Origin of the sequence: Pedobacter psychroterrae (assembly GCF_004331695.1) — a bacterium.
GTDB lineage: Bacteria > Bacteroidota > Bacteroidia > Sphingobacteriales > Sphingobacteriaceae > Pedobacter > Pedobacter psychroterrae.
In genome coordinates this window covers 949,021-965,217 of sequence record NZ_SJSL01000002.1, presented here as the reverse complement: position 1 = coordinate 965,217, position 16,197 = coordinate 949,021, and the positions used below count along the sequence as shown (strand labels likewise).

Sequence of the window (16,197 nt, the reverse complement as noted above, 5' to 3'; positions counted from 1 at the left end):
TTTAAGTGATATAGGACTAATTGACTTCGTATGCGCCACAATCCACTGCATTGCTTTTTGGTCGAGCAACACCCAGAATGTCTTTTAGCGCAAAAAGTAACTGAGTTCCTGCATTTATTGCGGGGCTAGTGGTTTGGAGAGAGAAATTTGCTACCGATGGGTTGGTAGACATATTCATAAATTTAGGATCAGTGGTTTTGTCATTTGTCCCATTTCTAAATGACGGACCAAAATAAATGTTGTAATCGTATACGGCCGAAGCATCATTTAAGTTGCATGTTCCAACTTTGCCATTCACTTGATCTAGTGTAGTACGTGCATACATGATGTTATTATAAATTTTAACGTCAGTACCGCTCTGCGCATCAATTTCGGGATAGCCAACAATTTGTCCGTTATTGTAAGCGGTATTATTAATTATATCTACTCTTGCTGCTTGAAAAGCATGTATACCGCCGCCGCCGTTGAAGTAGCTAACGTTATTTTCAACCAACGTTCTGCCTGTATAAACTGGTGTCCCTTGAGTACCATTGTTTGCATCTATAATAATCCCATTACCATCAGATAAACGATCATTACCACTAGCTGTTCTCCAGTTAACTTGTGTTTTGTTATTGTAACAGATGTTGCCCCGAACAATCATCTTGTATGTGGTGACCGCATCAATTGCTTTAGGGCCTAATATGCTAATCCCACTGGTAGCATACATGGTGAACCAGGAATTGTTGTAAACCGTATTGCCCTCAATCGTTACATAATCCGCTCCTCCAACACCTATACCTCCACCTGGGAAGTCGTGCACTTTGCAATTTTTAATGGTAACATGATGTACATTTTTTGCACTTGCAATAGAAATCGCATTGGTGTTCCAGTTCGCATTAAAAACAGGAGTAGCCGCCCTAGATTGTAAATAAGAATTTTGAGCATCAGCCAAAGTAAGGTTTGCATTGTTCCCTTGAAGTTCTAAATCTTCAATGCTGATATATGATGCATTCACGACAACAGCATTCCATACATTTCCCGAGGCCAATAATTTAGGCGTATGCCCGGGATAAGCTTTGTAGGTGATGTATTTTCCCTCCTCGCCAGATTTTAAGATATTTAGCAACGGTCCGTTTGTAGACACATAATTGCCATTCATAATCATTACGATGTCTCCTGAACTGGTAAGGTCTGTAGCCTTTGCGATGGTTTTAAATGGAGTTGTAAGTGATAAGCCAATATTAGTATCTGAGCCAGTTAACTCAGAAACGTAGTAGGTTTTTGCGGCTTCATTATTAGTCAGCCCACTTGGACGGGGATCGAGTGTGATCGTGGCGCTCTTGCAACCGATTGCAAAAAATGCAAAAAGACAAATTAGTAATTGTTTAGAAATAGTGTTCATATAGGCTATTTGGTTATATTTAGGTTGCTAAATTTGTCACTTTGGCTTCGGATAGTGAGTTAGCAGTTCATTACCTGGGGTTAAATGAAAATTAGAAATAACCCCCTTTTTCAGTAATTTCATGAACGGTCTTACCTTCGTGAACCCATCCAAAAATCTTCTTCTCATTTTCAATAATTTGCTCGGCTCTTAGTAGCACATTATAGGCTATATCTCTTGGTACTACGAGAACGCCATCAATGTCGCCAATTACCACATCGCCCGGCTTAATGGTTACGTCGCCAATTTGAAGGGTAACTTGATAGTGTGTAATTAAACAGCGGCCCAAGCTCCCGTTAGATATTCTGTATTTATAAAATACCGGAAAGTCCGCTTCCAAAATTTGGTGTGTATCTCTAATTCCTCCATCAATACAGGCTGCTTTAACTTTTTTCCCTTTAGCGGTAGCGGTCATTACCCCCCCCCAAAGCGTAGCCTTTGCATCGTTAGTGGTATCCCAAATCACAAAACTATCCTCATGCATCGCATCTAACATTTGTGTTCTAAATTCCATCTCACCACTCACAATGGCATTTGGTGCGCTTTTAACGGTAAAGGCTATGCCTGCAATGGTTCTATATTCTCTAAGGGGGATAATATGACCCGGTAGTGCTTGATTTAGGAGGCAAAATTCGCGAAGTACATCATTAATTGCACCTGTGTAGAGTTGTTCGTACCTATTTAGTAATTCTTTGTTAGAAATTGGAAAATCTACGTTCGATTTTCCTTCACGAAATTCGATTAACCGCTCTAGGTTCATCATCCCTACTTCTTTTTTATATTGATCAACACTCATAGTCTAATTTTAGATATACGTTTCAACTTCTTTAATATTCAATGCTTCCATTATACCTTTCATATAGCCAATGCCAAAAAGGTTTCCTTTCATTTCGTAGCCATGTTGCTGATTGCTTTCTCCTGCCATGGTGGGCACGTGATCTGAACGAATTGGTCCGGTAAAACCAACAGCAGAATAGGCCCTGTACATGTCTACCATATCGGTTGGTCCATTATCATGGAAGGTTTCTCTGAAATTAGAAGCGGTACCCTCTACATCACGAATATGGATGAAGAAGATTTTTCCCTTGCCTCCGAATTCTTGAATCAAACTTTTCACATCCTCACCCATTGTAGTATACGTTCCTTGACAAAATGTAAGTCCGTGTGATGGGCTACTTGATAATGCCAAGGCTTTCCTAATGGAGTTAGCGTTGGTAAAAATCCGGGCAATTCCTTGGAGAATGGGTACTGGAGGATCATCTGGATGAAGGGCCATTTTAACTCCGGCTTTTTCTGCCGCTGGCAACACCCTCGAGAGAAAGTAGGCATAGTTCTCCCAGATCTTGTCGGCACCCACAATTCCATGTTTTGTTAACGGCAATTTATCTGCAACCTCAGCATCGAATCCCGAAACTAAAGCACCCGCTCTTTCCTGCAAATTTTTATCGGTTCGAAACCACCCTGTCGCCATAAAATTATAGCAAAGTAAACCGATGCCCAGTTTGCCCATATTTTCAAGCATTTGAATGTATTTTTCGATATCTTCTTCTAAACCGTCCAAACCTAGCTTAATCCTTATCATATTAAATTGATCTCCTTCGAAACCAATCAATTTTAACCCGTTCTGTTCAAAGATTTCCTTCGAGTTTTTTAACGAATCATAATCCCATGGCGGTAAACCTCCAGTAAGTTCTGGCGCTAATTTTGAAATGGCATATTTAATGCCCATTTGCTTAGCCAAGGCCCACTTCTCATCGGGTTGATTTCCAAAAAACAAGAAACTCAATTTCATCTGCAGAATTATTTTTACTGTGCTTTTGATTAACTTTTTATAGGTCTTTAGGTTGTATTTTCTTATTGTTGAACGTCCACATAACGACGGCTAAAATAATGCAGATTATACCTGCTACAAAAGAGGACATTCCGCTTTTATTACCTATTGAAGGCACGCTCATACCCATAAACAATAGGCCAACTACCAATAGGGCGATCGCGTACAGCCGATTCATGGAACGCTGAAAACCCCAGTCCTCAATTGGTTTTTGATCTTCTCGTAAGGGTGTGCTCAACTTGATAAAAAATGCTTTCACTCGTTGCAGATACCCTGCGTCTTCGCTTCTTTTTATTCCAGAAACCAAGAACACAGTAACACAAACTATAATCTCTATCAAGGTACCTTGCTCCCAGCTAATTGAACTCGTTGCATTCAGTACAAGTCCGGTAATCATACCTACAACTACTGTGGCAATTGCACCTGCTGGACTAGGTCTTTTTAACAGTACCCCCAATATCAATGGGATGGTCATTGGGAGTGCAAATAATCCAGTAAATAGCTTATTTGCTTCAAAAGCACCACCAAAACCACCCACAAATAGAGCGCCAACGGTTATCAATGCCCCTAAAAAAAGAGTCATGCTCCTGCCTACCCACAGCAATTGCTGATCGGTAGCATTGGGTTTGAAAACGCGTTGATAAATATCTTTGGTGAGTACACCTGCAGTAACGTTATATTCTCCACTAAGAACGCTCATGGTGGCGGCAAACATCGCTGCTACCATGAGGCCCATAATCCCTTGAGGAAGTAATTTTAAGCAAATGCTTACATAGGCCATCTCTGGGTTCTGTAAATCGGGAATAATCTGCCGAGCGACTATGGATGGAAACAAAAAAACAAAAGGGAAAATAAAGAAAAATGAAGCGCTTAACAGTGCTTGCTTTCTACCTGCTTTCTCATCTTTAACACTATAAAAACGTTGTATAAATGTCCAATTACCACTGTATTTTATCAAAATCATTAAATAATACACGATGATGTATACTGGCATTCCTTTGGGGCCGTTGAACCAATTAAAATGACTTGGCATTCTGTTAAATATCTGAGTTAAACCGCCACCAGCTTCTATGGTTAACGGCAATAAGATAAGTGTGGCTACGATTAGAATTACAAACTGTACAACGTCGGTAATAACAACTGCCCAAAGACCCCCTGCAATAGTATAGAGGGCAACAATAATTCCACAGGTAAGTATCGATACTTCTAAGCTTATCCCCGTGGCTGCATTAACAAACAACGCTAAAGCATAAAGTCTCACCATGTTATCTAGAATCTTGAATGCAACTCCAGACCAGGACAGAATTTGCCTAACCAAAGGGCTAAAACGAGTCTCTAGATACTCCATTGGTGTTATAATTCCTGCACGCCTCCATCTTTTAGCGAATACAAACGCACCCACTAATGCCGGAACAACAGTACTCCAAATTAGCGTAATTGCTATCATCCCATCCGTGTATGCAATACCAGCATAAGCAACAAATATGAACGTGCTAAATTTCGTCATGAAATTGCTAATCGCTCCCGAAACCCATGGAATAGCATTGCCACCTTTAAAATAGTCGCTTACGTTCTTAACGAATTTACCAAGAAACAGGCCTATGCCAGCCATTAATAGCATATAGATTACGACGGCTAAATAGTCAAGGCTTTGTAGATTTTTCATATTTGGTTAAGTGGTACTAGCAGTACTAAAAAATTGACTATCACAAATTTATATTAAGGTGGCCATAACATATTTCATTTAATTTGCCAAGACTGATACAATATTTGCATCGGGTTCTTAAAATCTATTGTTTTTTGTTAAAATCGATCAATACCGGTCGAATTAGTTCTTAAATTACGTTTAGGACGAATTATATCTTTAAAATCAGCAATATACGCGCTTCGCATTCCGAGATAGGTACCATTAAAAATGACATATCTACTCAATCTATCCCATGCCGGATACGCATCAACCCGGCCTTTCCTGTAGTAACCATTCTAACGTTTTCGGTGAGGTTTGTGCTTGAGAAATCGAACCGATAAGTGTGAGTAGAAAAGGCTGTATAAGTGTTTTCATTTCGTACTTGTTAAATTCCTGCTGATGCTAAAAATCCACCGTCAACAGAAATTGTTATTCCAGTTACAAAACCAGAAGCCTCATTATCTAATAAGTATTTCATAGTACCTATTAACTGTGGTGCCTTACCAAAATCTTTCATTGGCGTGATGTTAATAATCGAAGCACCCCTTTCTGTAAAACCACCTTCAGGTGTTGTTAGAAGTTTAGTACTTCGTTCATTTAAAAAGAAGCCTGGAGCAATTGCATTTACGCGAATATTTGCTGGTGCTAAATAAGCCCCCAACCATTGGGTAAAATTAACCATTCCAGCTTTTGCAAAAGCGTAGGCAGCCACACGAGAGAGTGCTCTAAAGCTACTCATGGAGGCAATGTTGATAATCGAACCCCCACCATTTTTAGCCATGACTTTACCAAACACAAATGATGGGATAATAGAACCCATTGAATTTGTTTTAATGACGTCCAAAAAGCGGATCATGTCTAAATTAAAGAAACCTCTAAAGTCTGGCGAAGGAGTCTCTAATTCTTTTGGATCGAATTGATTTACGGTTGTAATCGCTTCACTCTGGTTACCACCAGCACCGTTGATTAAAATAGAAACCTTACCCAGCTGAGCAGAGATTTGTTTTTCGGCCAGCTCTACAGCAGTTTGATCGGTAACATCTGTACTAATTGAAATAGCTATCCCACCGTTATTCTTAATTTCTTCTTCAACTATTTTGAGCTTATTAAGATCTCGTCCGATCAACGCAACCTTAATGCCCATTGCCGCGAGCGACTTCGCCATTTCTGAACAAAGTGTTCCACCTGCACCAGTAACTACCGCAACCGTATTTATCGTATTCTTCATTTATATTTTTCCTTTTGTAATTAAATTTTTCGCATTCGCATAGCAAACGTCCTTAACTAGTCTAGTCAATACTTGAAAATCATTCGGTACTATTCCGTTATCTACCCACTCGCCTATCAGGTGACAGAGAATTCTTCTGAAGTAATAATGTCTAGAGAGCGATAAAAAGCTACGAGAATCACTAGTCATCCCAATAAATGAACTTAGTAATCCGTAGCTAGAAATCGCGACCAACTGTTTTTTTATTCCATCATAATGATCATTAAACCACCAAGCGGGGCCAAATTGTATTTTACCTCGAACTTCACCTTCTGCAAACGAACCCGTAAGCGTAGCTAGACGCTCGTTATCTGCCGGATTTAAAGTGTATAGAATGGTTCTTGGCAAATGCCCCGCTATCTCTAACGTATCAAGAAAGGTACATAGGCTTGCTATATTTAAGGGATCTCCAAGTGTAGAAAAGCCTCCAAATTTGCCTGCCATTTTTTTTAGCCTTGAGCTGGTTACTCGCTGGGCGCCTAAATGCAATTGCATTGTGAGTTTACGTTTACCATATTCGATACCTAAAAAGGCTAGCGTATTTGACTTTATTGCCAGAACCTCCTCTTGCGTTAAAGTTCCGCCTGCCAAGATTTTCGAAAAAATTTCGGATGCAAGATCATCAGTAGTTGGAGAAAATAGAAAACCGGAATCTAAGCCATGGTCTGATAATGCACAACCTGCTTCTTGAAAATAGTCTAGTCGTTTCATTAACGAAGCATGAAACGTATTAAGGCTTGTAATTTTTATATTGGTGATGTGCTCCAGCTTTTTTAACCATTGTAAGTAGTTTGGTGTTTCGAAAGCAAGGATGGAGTCACTTCTTAATGACGGCAGCACAGTGATCTTGTTTTCACGATCAGAGATGGTACGGTGGGCTTCCAAAGGATCTAACAAATCGTCAGAGCTACACACGATCTCGCTATTCCATTTTGTTAAGATATCGATTACACCAAAGCCTTCTTCGCCTAACATGGCATTGCAATCCTCCCAAATTTTTGAGGGGTCGTCATTTACCAGATCGATGTTAGGGCCAAAAACATCCTTTATTTCGAGTTGCGACCAGTGGTAAAGCGGATTGCCTAGCGTTTTTGGAAAAGTCGTCATCCATGCTAAAAACTTTTCTTTATCGCTTGCATCACCCGTAATGAAATCTTCGTCGATACCGTTAATCCGCATCAGTCTGTGTTTATACTGATCGTCGTGAATCCATAACTCAGTTATATTCTTAAATTTCCGATCTTCTAGAATTGCAAATGGGTCGAGATGACTATGATAGTCTACTATAGGAAGCTTGCAGGCAACCTCATTATATAGTTTCTTGGCTATATCATTGTTTAATAGAAAATCTTCGGCTAATGATTTAGCATTTTTTTTTAACTCCGAATGGTTGATATCAAGCATGAGTGGAATAGAGTGGGTGCCTTGAAGTGTAATAGAATATTTGGTTAATTAATCAAATGTATTCTTTGTTCATAACTTTTGGTTTCATTTTTTTTGCAATGAGTTGAACTGTATTTGCGATTAAATTTAAAAATTTGAACTATATTGCCATAAACTAACCAAATTTAAATCGTTCAGGCATAAATCTTATGGAGCCAAAATTTTTGCAGAAAAATACTAGATCTGCGGAACACTCTTTCTTTTGTAAATATGCGGAAGTCCCGCACACGTATGACCAGTTCCATTATCACAAAGAATTTGAATTGCTTTACACCTTAGAAAACAAGGGAACAAGATTTATAGGAGATAGCATTAATTCCTTTGCATTTAAAGACTTGGTATTAATTGGTCCCGGCCTGCCCCATCATTGGCAGAGTGACAAGGAATATTATGAAGATAACCCACTTTTAATTGCTAAAGTAGTTTTGGTTCATTTTGAGTTAGACTTTGTGGGAAGCGACTTCTTTAATATCCCCGAGATGAAGAACGTGAAGACGATGCTTTCGAAGGCTAACCGCGGGATCCATTTCAGCATTGAACATGCCGTTAAACTCGAGTCCATTATGCTAGGCTTGGCCGGAAAATCGAACTGGAGACAGGTGATCGACCTCATAGAGATTCTATGCGAGATGGCAGAGAAACCGTATACATTGTTAGCATCCGAAGGGTTTTCTGACTCGTACCACGGATCAAATAACGAGGAAAGGATAACAGGTATTTATAATTACATGATTAAAAACCATGATGGAAATATCTCCCTAAATAATATTGCTAGTTATGCCAACATGAACCCAGCGGCATTTTGTAGATACTTCAAAAAGGCTACCTCCAAAACCTTCTCCGATAGCTTGAATGATATTCGGGTGGGAATTGCCTGTAAAAAATTAATCAATACGGAACTGAGCATTGCCGAGATTGGCTATGCCTGCGGTTACCAGAGTATTTCGTACTTTAATAGACAGTTTAAAAAAGTTAAAAAAATCAATCCTTCAGAATATAGATTAAAATACTTACTCACCAAACATCCAACCACCTAGTCACCTCAGCTTTCTTTCAGTTTGAAATAACAGAACAGAGGCCAAGTATGGGAATGCGAACAATAAATGGTGTGATGAACTATAATCTTACCTGTACAGGCAGCGAAGTTTTAGTTAATTTATAGGGTATCCTTACTGATTTACCTTCCTTGGTTACCGTGATCTCATAACGACCGAAATGCCCCTTTTCCCTAACTTTTCCATCATCAGTAGTTACTTTCGTAACCACAGTTCTCCACTCCTTTAAAACGAAGTCCTTCCATACTATAGCGTTTGGCTTTGGGGTCCAATCTTTACGATACATAGCTGCATCTGGTTTCCAATGCGCACTTTCCCAAAACCCCCACATCGTAAATCCGTTCACCATTGGGTGGCTATAACAAGCAATTAAGAAATCCCGAGTGTAATCGGCCTGCAGCTCATCATCTGGTGTATTTACATCAAATTCGGTAATTTGTACGGGCAATCCTAATTTGGTGAACATATCTAAATCTGAAATCACTCGAGCTGGGTCGCGTGGTTGCCTGCCTACATGACCTTGTACGCCAATTGCATCAATTGGCGCTCCTGCAGTACGTAAATCTTCAATGAGCGCAATATATTTTTCTATATTTCTAGGGCTCACCACGCTGTTAAGCATACTGTATTCATTGATGAACATCTGCGCTTGGCTATCAATACTTTTTGCCTGTTTAAACCATTCTACAGCCTGACTGCGGGGCATTACCTTAAAATAATCGGTCTCATGCATCATTTCATTAATAACGTCCCAACCATACACCTTTCCCTTTGTAAAACTCACAATTTCCTGAATATGGTTACGAATTGAGTCTGTAAAGCCAGGACCAAAATCTTTCTGCCTACTATAAAAATCAGGTGTGAATTTTTTACCTGGCCAAACCAGGTTATGCCCTCTCAACCTTAGCTTATTTTCTTCAATCCATTTCATGGCGATTTTCGTTTGCTCCCTTTTTTTAGTATCTCTCCAGCCCGGCCATTTTAGGTTATTATCAATCGTGACTGCATTGAAAAGCGTTCTAAGGGAATCCAGATATTGTTCAGATTGATTATCCTGTTTATACATATAATTTACAGTAGCGGCAGTGCCGAAAATAAATTCAGGATCCACTAAACGGGCAGTAATAGCTGCCCCACTTACAGGTTTGCCTTTCTTGTCTTGTACTTCGATAATTAGCGGTGCGGTTCTAATTTCTTCAATTCTTTTTAATGCTTTTTTCCTCCATTCTGCATTTGCCTCCCTGCCAGCATAAGTGAACTTAGTAGTCGGCAATTTATCTAGCGTGATTTTCTTCTCAAAGTTTAACACTTGAAGGTTGGTAATCTCAACTTTTTGTGATAATGCTCCATACGATATACAAATGGCGGCTTCGCCTGGTTTCATATCATTAGCTGCCTTAAATGGGATTTCAACAGTCTTCCATTCTGGACTGATACTCAATTCGATAGTTACACTCTTATCGTATGGAGGGTTCGATTGTTGCATATAAAAATTAAGTACTGCGTCGCCAGATTCTTGCCTAGCATAAATTGAACGGATGGCTAACCTCGCCAAAAGTACATCACCTTTTTTTATTTCAGTGCTATTGTTCCACGATGATTGAATACTGTAATGACTCTGGGTAGCCGAGAAAACTTCAGCAGTGAATACTGGAACATTGTTCTCGTCATTTCTAGAAGTAAAAAAACTAGCTTGTTTTTCTCTATTGCCATCATTAAATTTATACGCCTTAAGTGCGTCTCTCTGTAAAATTTCGATTGGTTTTAATGATGCTAGATCATTTCTAAGTGGCAAATCTTTTTGACCATAGCAATTGATAAACACCATTAAAGTTAAAAAAGCTACTGTTATCGTTATTCGTTTCATTTTAATTTTTCTTTCAATCTGTTTGAAATTATCTATCTTCTAGTCTAACATTTAACATCTTCAAAAATCTTTACGACCATTTCGTATTGCCAAAATATTACTAGCTATTTTGCTTCTAATACTCCTTTTAGCCAAATATCTTCAACCGAACTTCCAATCATCAGATCAAAACTCCAGTCTCAACCTCAAACCCTCTGTTAATTCCCCAATACGCTAATTTATCTTCGAACAACCCTAAATTAAATTTTAGTGTAGCACCCTAGCCACCGCTTGGTCTATGAATGGCAAAATTGAAGCGTCGTTCTTAACAATATCTTTTAATAGTTTAAAATTTGCACCACTAGATACGTCGAATGGCTGAATGATTCCGTAGCCATCCTTTAATAAATTGAGCCCAGTAGCGTTAGCTAACAGATTCTCATTCAAATTTTTAGCATTTGCATCCAAATGGGATAGCAATTGATTTATTTTCTCATTAACTGTCATCCTTTTTAGTAAGTCTGCTACCCGTAAATGGGTTGCAACTTTTGGATTTTTGTATAAAGAAGTTTTCTGTTGTGCTTTTCCGACAAGGGATAAGAAAACAATCAAAAAGGCAAATTTTATATGTAAATGCTTCATGTTAGCAAGTTAAATGATGTCACTTATATAGGAATATCAATACTATTATTAACGATAGTTGATTAAGCTTTTATCTGCGATTACGATTGGCGCATCATAAATTGGCATATTTGTAATAGTGAGTTTATCTCCTTTTTTATTCCAGTTTGAGTTTGGGATTTTATAAACATTTCCTGTAATTAGATCTACATATACGGGTTCATTAATCTGACCATTGAATATGACGAAATTAATGTTCTTTTTATCATTCGTATTTTTTGGAATAAAATCATCGATCCACAGTGTAAAAAGCTGCTGCTTAGATTTCTTATTTTCATAACCATAAACCGAAACACTACGGTCGGTACCCACGCTGTAGCGGACTTCATTATTCAACGGACTATCTTTTGTATTAAAAGTTGAATGTAAGCTTTCTATTCTTTTCAAGCTTTGATCGAAAATTGAAACCACATTCTGCACAGCATAATAAGCTACTTTTGGTCGGATAGCCCGCTTTGTCGAATCAGATTTAATAAGGCCTTTAACATTTAATTTGGTAATTGGACCACCAGTATACGCAATTTCGATAATGGTAAAAACACTACTTTCGATGTCGTGACCTAAATCGCCTAACATCCTTCTGGTATTCCACTTGGCTTGTGAAAGTTCAGACCAGTTATAATCTCCAAGTGCACCCCCCAAGTTTGGCTCTGATGGAGCTCCATTTTCTCCTTGTCTTAGTTTAACTTTGGTGGAATAACGTTTTAAAGTTTGACTAAGCATTTCAACCTTACCATAATTGGCGTCGGGATTGTAAGAATAATCATGATAAGTCATATTATCAAAAAGATTCAACTTGCCTTTACTAGCCAGAAATTTGAAAAATGAGTCGGCATAAGGAATTGAAATATGGCCCATGGCTAATCCAGAAACCTTTGCCTCAGGCTGTATCTTTTTGATAATATCAATTGTTCTAATATTTAAAGCTGCTGCTTTTTCAGGGGTGTTTTCAAGGTTGTCTCCAAAATTGGGCTCATTCCAAATCTCCCAATCCTTCACTTTATCTTTATACCTAGTTACTAATGCATGCACCCATTTATCCCATGCCAAAAGCGCTTCGGCAGAACGAGGCACTCCAGCTCCTAGATTTGCACCACCACCATCTACATAATTATGATTACCGTAAGAAGTTTGCACCCAGGGTTGAAGCCCTCTTGCCACTGCATCATTGATGATATGATCTAACCAAGTCCAATCATAAACACCCTTCACCTTTTCTGTTTTATCCCATCCACCCTGTAAGCGAATTCGCTTAATGCCTAGCGGATCCAGATAATCTTTATAAGCATCATAATTGGCATAATCTCGATCTAATGTCTCACAACCAATTAACCAATTAGAGGATATAATTTCCTTTATAGATTTTCCATTAACTGAACCTAAATACGGAAAAGGGACTGTCCAATCCGTCCTTACCCGATACTTTGTAGTATCAATAGCTTGAGAAAAAGCATTTTCTGAGCTGCAGAAAGCAAGCAACAGTAAGCTATAAATTAGCGTAAGTCTCCAAAAAACTATTTTTATTCCTATTACATTTTTCATGTCAATATTTAATATTCGGTTTTCAAACCCTAGCCTTGAGTTATAAAACCCTGATAATCCCAGAAGCGGGCACCTTAATTTTTACTAATCCATTTAAACTTATCTTCTCTTTCCTAACCAACTCCCCAGTACAAGTATAAACCATAATGGTTCTAACACCAAAGTTCTTAGTTAAATCGAGTACTAATTTATCTTGATGAGTTCCGTTTATCATCAATGCATTTTTCTCTAACTTCTTGGGACTCAAAATAGTGGGCTGGTAAGCTACGACTACAGTTTGGTCTTTTAAGGAAGTTTCGGACCAAGTATAGTGAGAATCAGCCCCATAATTAAACGCCTCTCCCCTAGTTAATGTTATGCTAAAAGTCCGCCACTGTTTAAGTAAAAAAGTAAGCATCTTAAGGTGCTCGGTACTCATTTTAGTTAAATCAGTAGATACTTGTGGTACTGATAACATAGTATGTAACAACTGTAAAGCTGAAGCTTGAACGTTTTCGTTTTCATTCCAAGCTAGGGGGTCGGCATGGATAACCTGATAATTTAAATTTCTAGTATCTAGGGTGCGTGTCCTGTTCTCCATTACGTCATTTGGGCAGTCTACTGCACGAAACATATTGGCAAATTGCTGCATAACCGGGCTTGTATAAAATTGTCTAAACTCTATTAAAACGTTCAGATTCAATGCTGAGCAACCAGCATGAATATCTGACAACAATTTCACCGTCGCTTCTTCCACACTTTCATAATCACGACCATTTCCTTGGGCCAAATTCTTACCAGCGTACCTCGTATTCATAAGATCCATAAAATCTATTTTAAACCCATCAATACCTGTTTCTTTCATTAATGTAATCAAGCGTTCGGCTAAATATTTTCTAACTTCTGGAAATCTAGGGTCTGCAACCCAAGCTTTTGCCCAATCTGCCCTATATAGCATTTTATCCTTTAATTCCTCGTAGATCTTAGATTTTTCTCCTATCATACTTGGTCCAACCCAAAGCATATACTTCATGTTCATTGATTGTACTTTTTTTACATGAGCCTTAAAATCTGTAAATCTTATCGTATCTACTTCCCAATCCCCATTGTACAAACAATATCCTGCTTTAGCGTCTTGGGCTTTTTGCCAGCCATCATCTACAATAATTGTCTCGCAACCCAGCTGCCTTGCTAATCTGGCTTGTTCTTCTATATTTTTTGCATTCACGCCATCTGCCTTTAGCGCATACCAAGTGCAATAAAACGGCATATGCGCGCTAATCGGCACCTTAGCAATTTTTAAATTATGCACGGCCTTCCACCACGTTAGTAAATCTCTTTGTGCTTGATTGTAATGTATATTTCTAGTGTCGAACCTAAACTTAAAAGTATACGCCTCCATCGGCTTCTTTACATATTCAAACAAACCAATTTTTAAGTCAAATCCGACGCCGTCTTGCTCATTTTCTCCAGCATTAAAAGTTACAGGGAAAATTAACTCGGATGCAGCAATGGTTAATCTATTTTGACTATTTGTATTAAAGAATGTCATACTTGGTTGATCCATTGTTGCAGAGGTAAACTTTGTTTTTGCATCATAACTTACTGGGATCATTCTAGAAAGCTCGTAGTCATATAATGAAGATGTCTCGCTTGCATTCACACCGTGCGGTGTTAAATAACTCTGAATATCTATCGATGGTTGCTTAAATGTAACCACAATAGGTTTTGGAATAGCCAAGCCAACTGCCTGCAAACTAATGGTGAGTTCATTAATTCCAGGTGCTACCAGCCTTACACTTAAACTCCTTCTAAATTGATCATCTTTCCCTTCAACGTTAACCTTTAAATTGCCTACTTGAATGATTTGAGCGCTCGCAGAAAGTGGAATAGTTATGATTAAAAAAGCCCACAGGCATATAGTTAGTTTAGAAAGACTAATGATTTTTTTAGAGGGAAATTTTCTCATGGCATAACTAGCGAATTATAGATTGAGATGATAAGGACGCCTCTACCTACGGTTTATAAATGGTTTAGTACAAATGTATTTTATAATACATCGATACTCTTTACCATAATTTGCTATTTATTGAACTCCATTTGCGAGCATAGAATTACCAACATTAAAATTTTCCTTCGTCCATTTTAGTTAATTATACCCTCGCAAAAATTTTAGTCTGAGTTCTAACAAATTTTTGAGTTAGTTTCTTGCCTTTTATACTCAGTATCAAGCCGGTTTTGTTGTTCTTTAATTCTAACAACGCGATAAAAAAAAGCCTCTTCTGCTTTGCAGAAAAGGCTTTAGCTTTCGTCGGGGTGGCAGGACGCCGAACCAACATTATAAAATCATGATTATTAATCACTTATATTTTTAAAATCAAGTAAGGGAGCCTAATAGGGCACATAAAATTTCATGTGCTTTAGTTAATTATTACCCTTTAGATTTTGTGTTAAATACTAATTATCAATGAACTGTTACAAATGTAGTTAAAATTTGTATTACTAATGAACTGTAAATGCTAATTTTTATGTTCAAATATGCACCATGCTGTAGCTGAACATTTTAAAATGAAACTGAATAGTCAGTAAGATGCAGTGCCTATAAAAACTACGAGTTTTGTTTATTGAAAGTGCCGTTCTCGTAAACACCCAAGCGAGAACCGAAGGTTTCGCAGGCCGAAAATGCGGAGCGGGCATAATTGAATACATGACTCCTATTTTTGATACCGGGATAAATTTAACACACACTTACGCTGAACAGGTGCCCCACCAGCGCAGTTACAGCCATCGCTGCTGTCCCCCAAAAGGCAATTCTCAACACTGCAGTGCGAATATTTGAACCACCTGTTTTAGCGGCTATTGCGCCCAGGATAATTAAAAAAACAATGGAGAGTACATATTGCATATAAACCATGTAAGGTAGCGGCGCTAAAACAGAAACTCCAAACGGAAGTAGCGCGCCAAAAATAAACGATCCAAAGGAAGCTAGCGCTGCCTGCAAAGGCCTGGCCGTAGTTATTTTATTGATTCCCAGTTCATCCCTGGCATGGGTTTCCAGTGCATTATGTCTGGTTAGCTGAACTGCAACTTGATGAGCAAGTTCCAAATCGAGTCCCCGGCATACATAGATCTCGGCAAGCTCCTCCAATTCTGAATCAGGCATTTCCAGCAGTTCCTCCTGCTCTCTTTTTAAGTCTGAACTTTCGCTGTCTGCCTGTGAGCTGACAGAAACGTATTCGCCCGCAGCCATAGACATAGCACCTGCAATAAGCCCAGCAAGGGCGGCCAGTATAATGGCATTTCGATCCGCTGAGGCTGCAGCTACGCCAATCACTATACTTGTGGTTGAAAGGATTCCATCATTAGCCCCAAGAACTGAGGCCCTGAGCCAACCCATGCGGGTTACATAATGTTTTTCGACAAAGTCATTGTTCACTTTCATA

At 38.6% G+C, this 16,197-nt stretch carries 12 protein-coding genes; 1 reads left to right on the top strand and 11 read right to left on the bottom strand.

What is annotated here, in order from left to right:
- Positions 1-16: 16 nt before the first annotated feature.
- From EZ437_RS12545 to uxaC, 6 genes are all read right to left on the bottom strand, one after another.
- Positions 17-1,384, bottom strand: coding sequence for a right-handed parallel beta-helix repeat-containing protein (locus EZ437_RS12545; protein WP_131596355.1), 1,368 nt, complete (start codon positions 1,382-1,384; stop codon positions 17-19).
- 91 nt (positions 1,385-1,475) lie between these two features.
- Complete coding sequence (locus EZ437_RS12540) at positions 1,476-2,219, bottom strand: RraA family protein (RefSeq protein WP_131596354.1); 744 nt, start codon at positions 2,217-2,219, stop codon at positions 1,476-1,478.
- Between the two features lie 9 nt (positions 2,220-2,228).
- A complete protein-coding gene (locus EZ437_RS12535) occupies positions 2,229-3,215 on the bottom strand; it encodes a mannonate dehydratase (protein ID WP_131596353.1) in 987 nt (328 codons plus the stop codon).
- A gap of 37 nt (positions 3,216-3,252) precedes the next feature.
- Positions 3,253-4,920: a sodium:solute symporter family protein gene (locus EZ437_RS12530; protein WP_131596352.1), complete on the bottom strand. Its 1,668-nt coding sequence runs from the start codon at positions 4,918-4,920 to the stop codon at positions 3,253-3,255.
- 406 nt (positions 4,921-5,326) lie between these two features.
- Complete coding sequence (locus tag EZ437_RS12525) at positions 5,327-6,169, bottom strand: SDR family NAD(P)-dependent oxidoreductase (RefSeq protein WP_131596351.1); 843 nt, start codon at positions 6,167-6,169, stop codon at positions 5,327-5,329.
- Positions 6,170-7,612 carry a glucuronate isomerase gene (gene uxaC, locus EZ437_RS12520; RefSeq protein ID WP_131596350.1) on the bottom strand — a complete coding sequence of 481 codons (1,443 nt, stop codon included), beginning with the start codon at positions 7,610-7,612 and terminating at the stop codon, positions 6,170-6,172.
- A 188-nt stretch (positions 7,613-7,800) separates the two neighbouring features.
- Here uxaC and EZ437_RS12515 point away from each other — a divergent pair, with 188 nt between their 5' ends.
- Positions 7,801-8,688, top strand: a complete 888-nt coding sequence (locus EZ437_RS12515) for an AraC family transcriptional regulator (protein ID WP_131596349.1) — start codon at positions 7,801-7,803, stop codon at positions 8,686-8,688.
- A 79-nt stretch (positions 8,689-8,767) separates the two neighbouring features.
- Here EZ437_RS12515 and EZ437_RS12510 read toward each other — a convergent pair whose 3' ends face one another.
- The 5 genes from EZ437_RS12510 to EZ437_RS12490 form a co-directional block, all read right to left on the bottom strand.
- Entirely contained in the window at positions 8,768-10,573 is a 1,806-nt protein-coding gene (locus EZ437_RS12510) for an endo-1,4-beta-xylanase (protein ID WP_131596348.1), read from the bottom strand.
- Positions 10,574-10,819: 246 nt separating this feature from the next.
- On the bottom strand, positions 10,820-11,194 hold the full coding sequence (locus EZ437_RS12505) for a hypothetical protein (protein ID WP_131596347.1): 375 nt from the start codon (positions 11,192-11,194) through the stop codon (positions 10,820-10,822).
- A 48-nt stretch (positions 11,195-11,242) separates the two neighbouring features.
- Positions 11,243-12,775 carry a GH39 family glycosyl hydrolase gene (locus EZ437_RS12500; RefSeq protein ID WP_131596346.1) on the bottom strand — a complete coding sequence of 511 codons (1,533 nt, stop codon included), beginning with the start codon at positions 12,773-12,775 and terminating at the stop codon, positions 11,243-11,245.
- A gap of 40 nt (positions 12,776-12,815) precedes the next feature.
- Positions 12,816-14,723 carry a glycoside hydrolase family 36 protein gene (locus EZ437_RS12495; RefSeq protein WP_131596345.1) on the bottom strand — a complete coding sequence of 636 codons (1,908 nt, stop codon included), beginning with the start codon at positions 14,721-14,723 and terminating at the stop codon, positions 12,816-12,818.
- Positions 14,724-15,491: 768 nt separating this feature from the next.
- Positions 15,492-16,196, bottom strand: a complete 705-nt coding sequence (locus tag EZ437_RS12490; RefSeq protein WP_131596344.1) for a VIT1/CCC1 transporter family protein — start codon at positions 16,194-16,196, stop codon at positions 15,492-15,494.
- Between the last annotated feature and the right edge of the window lies 1 nt (position 16,197).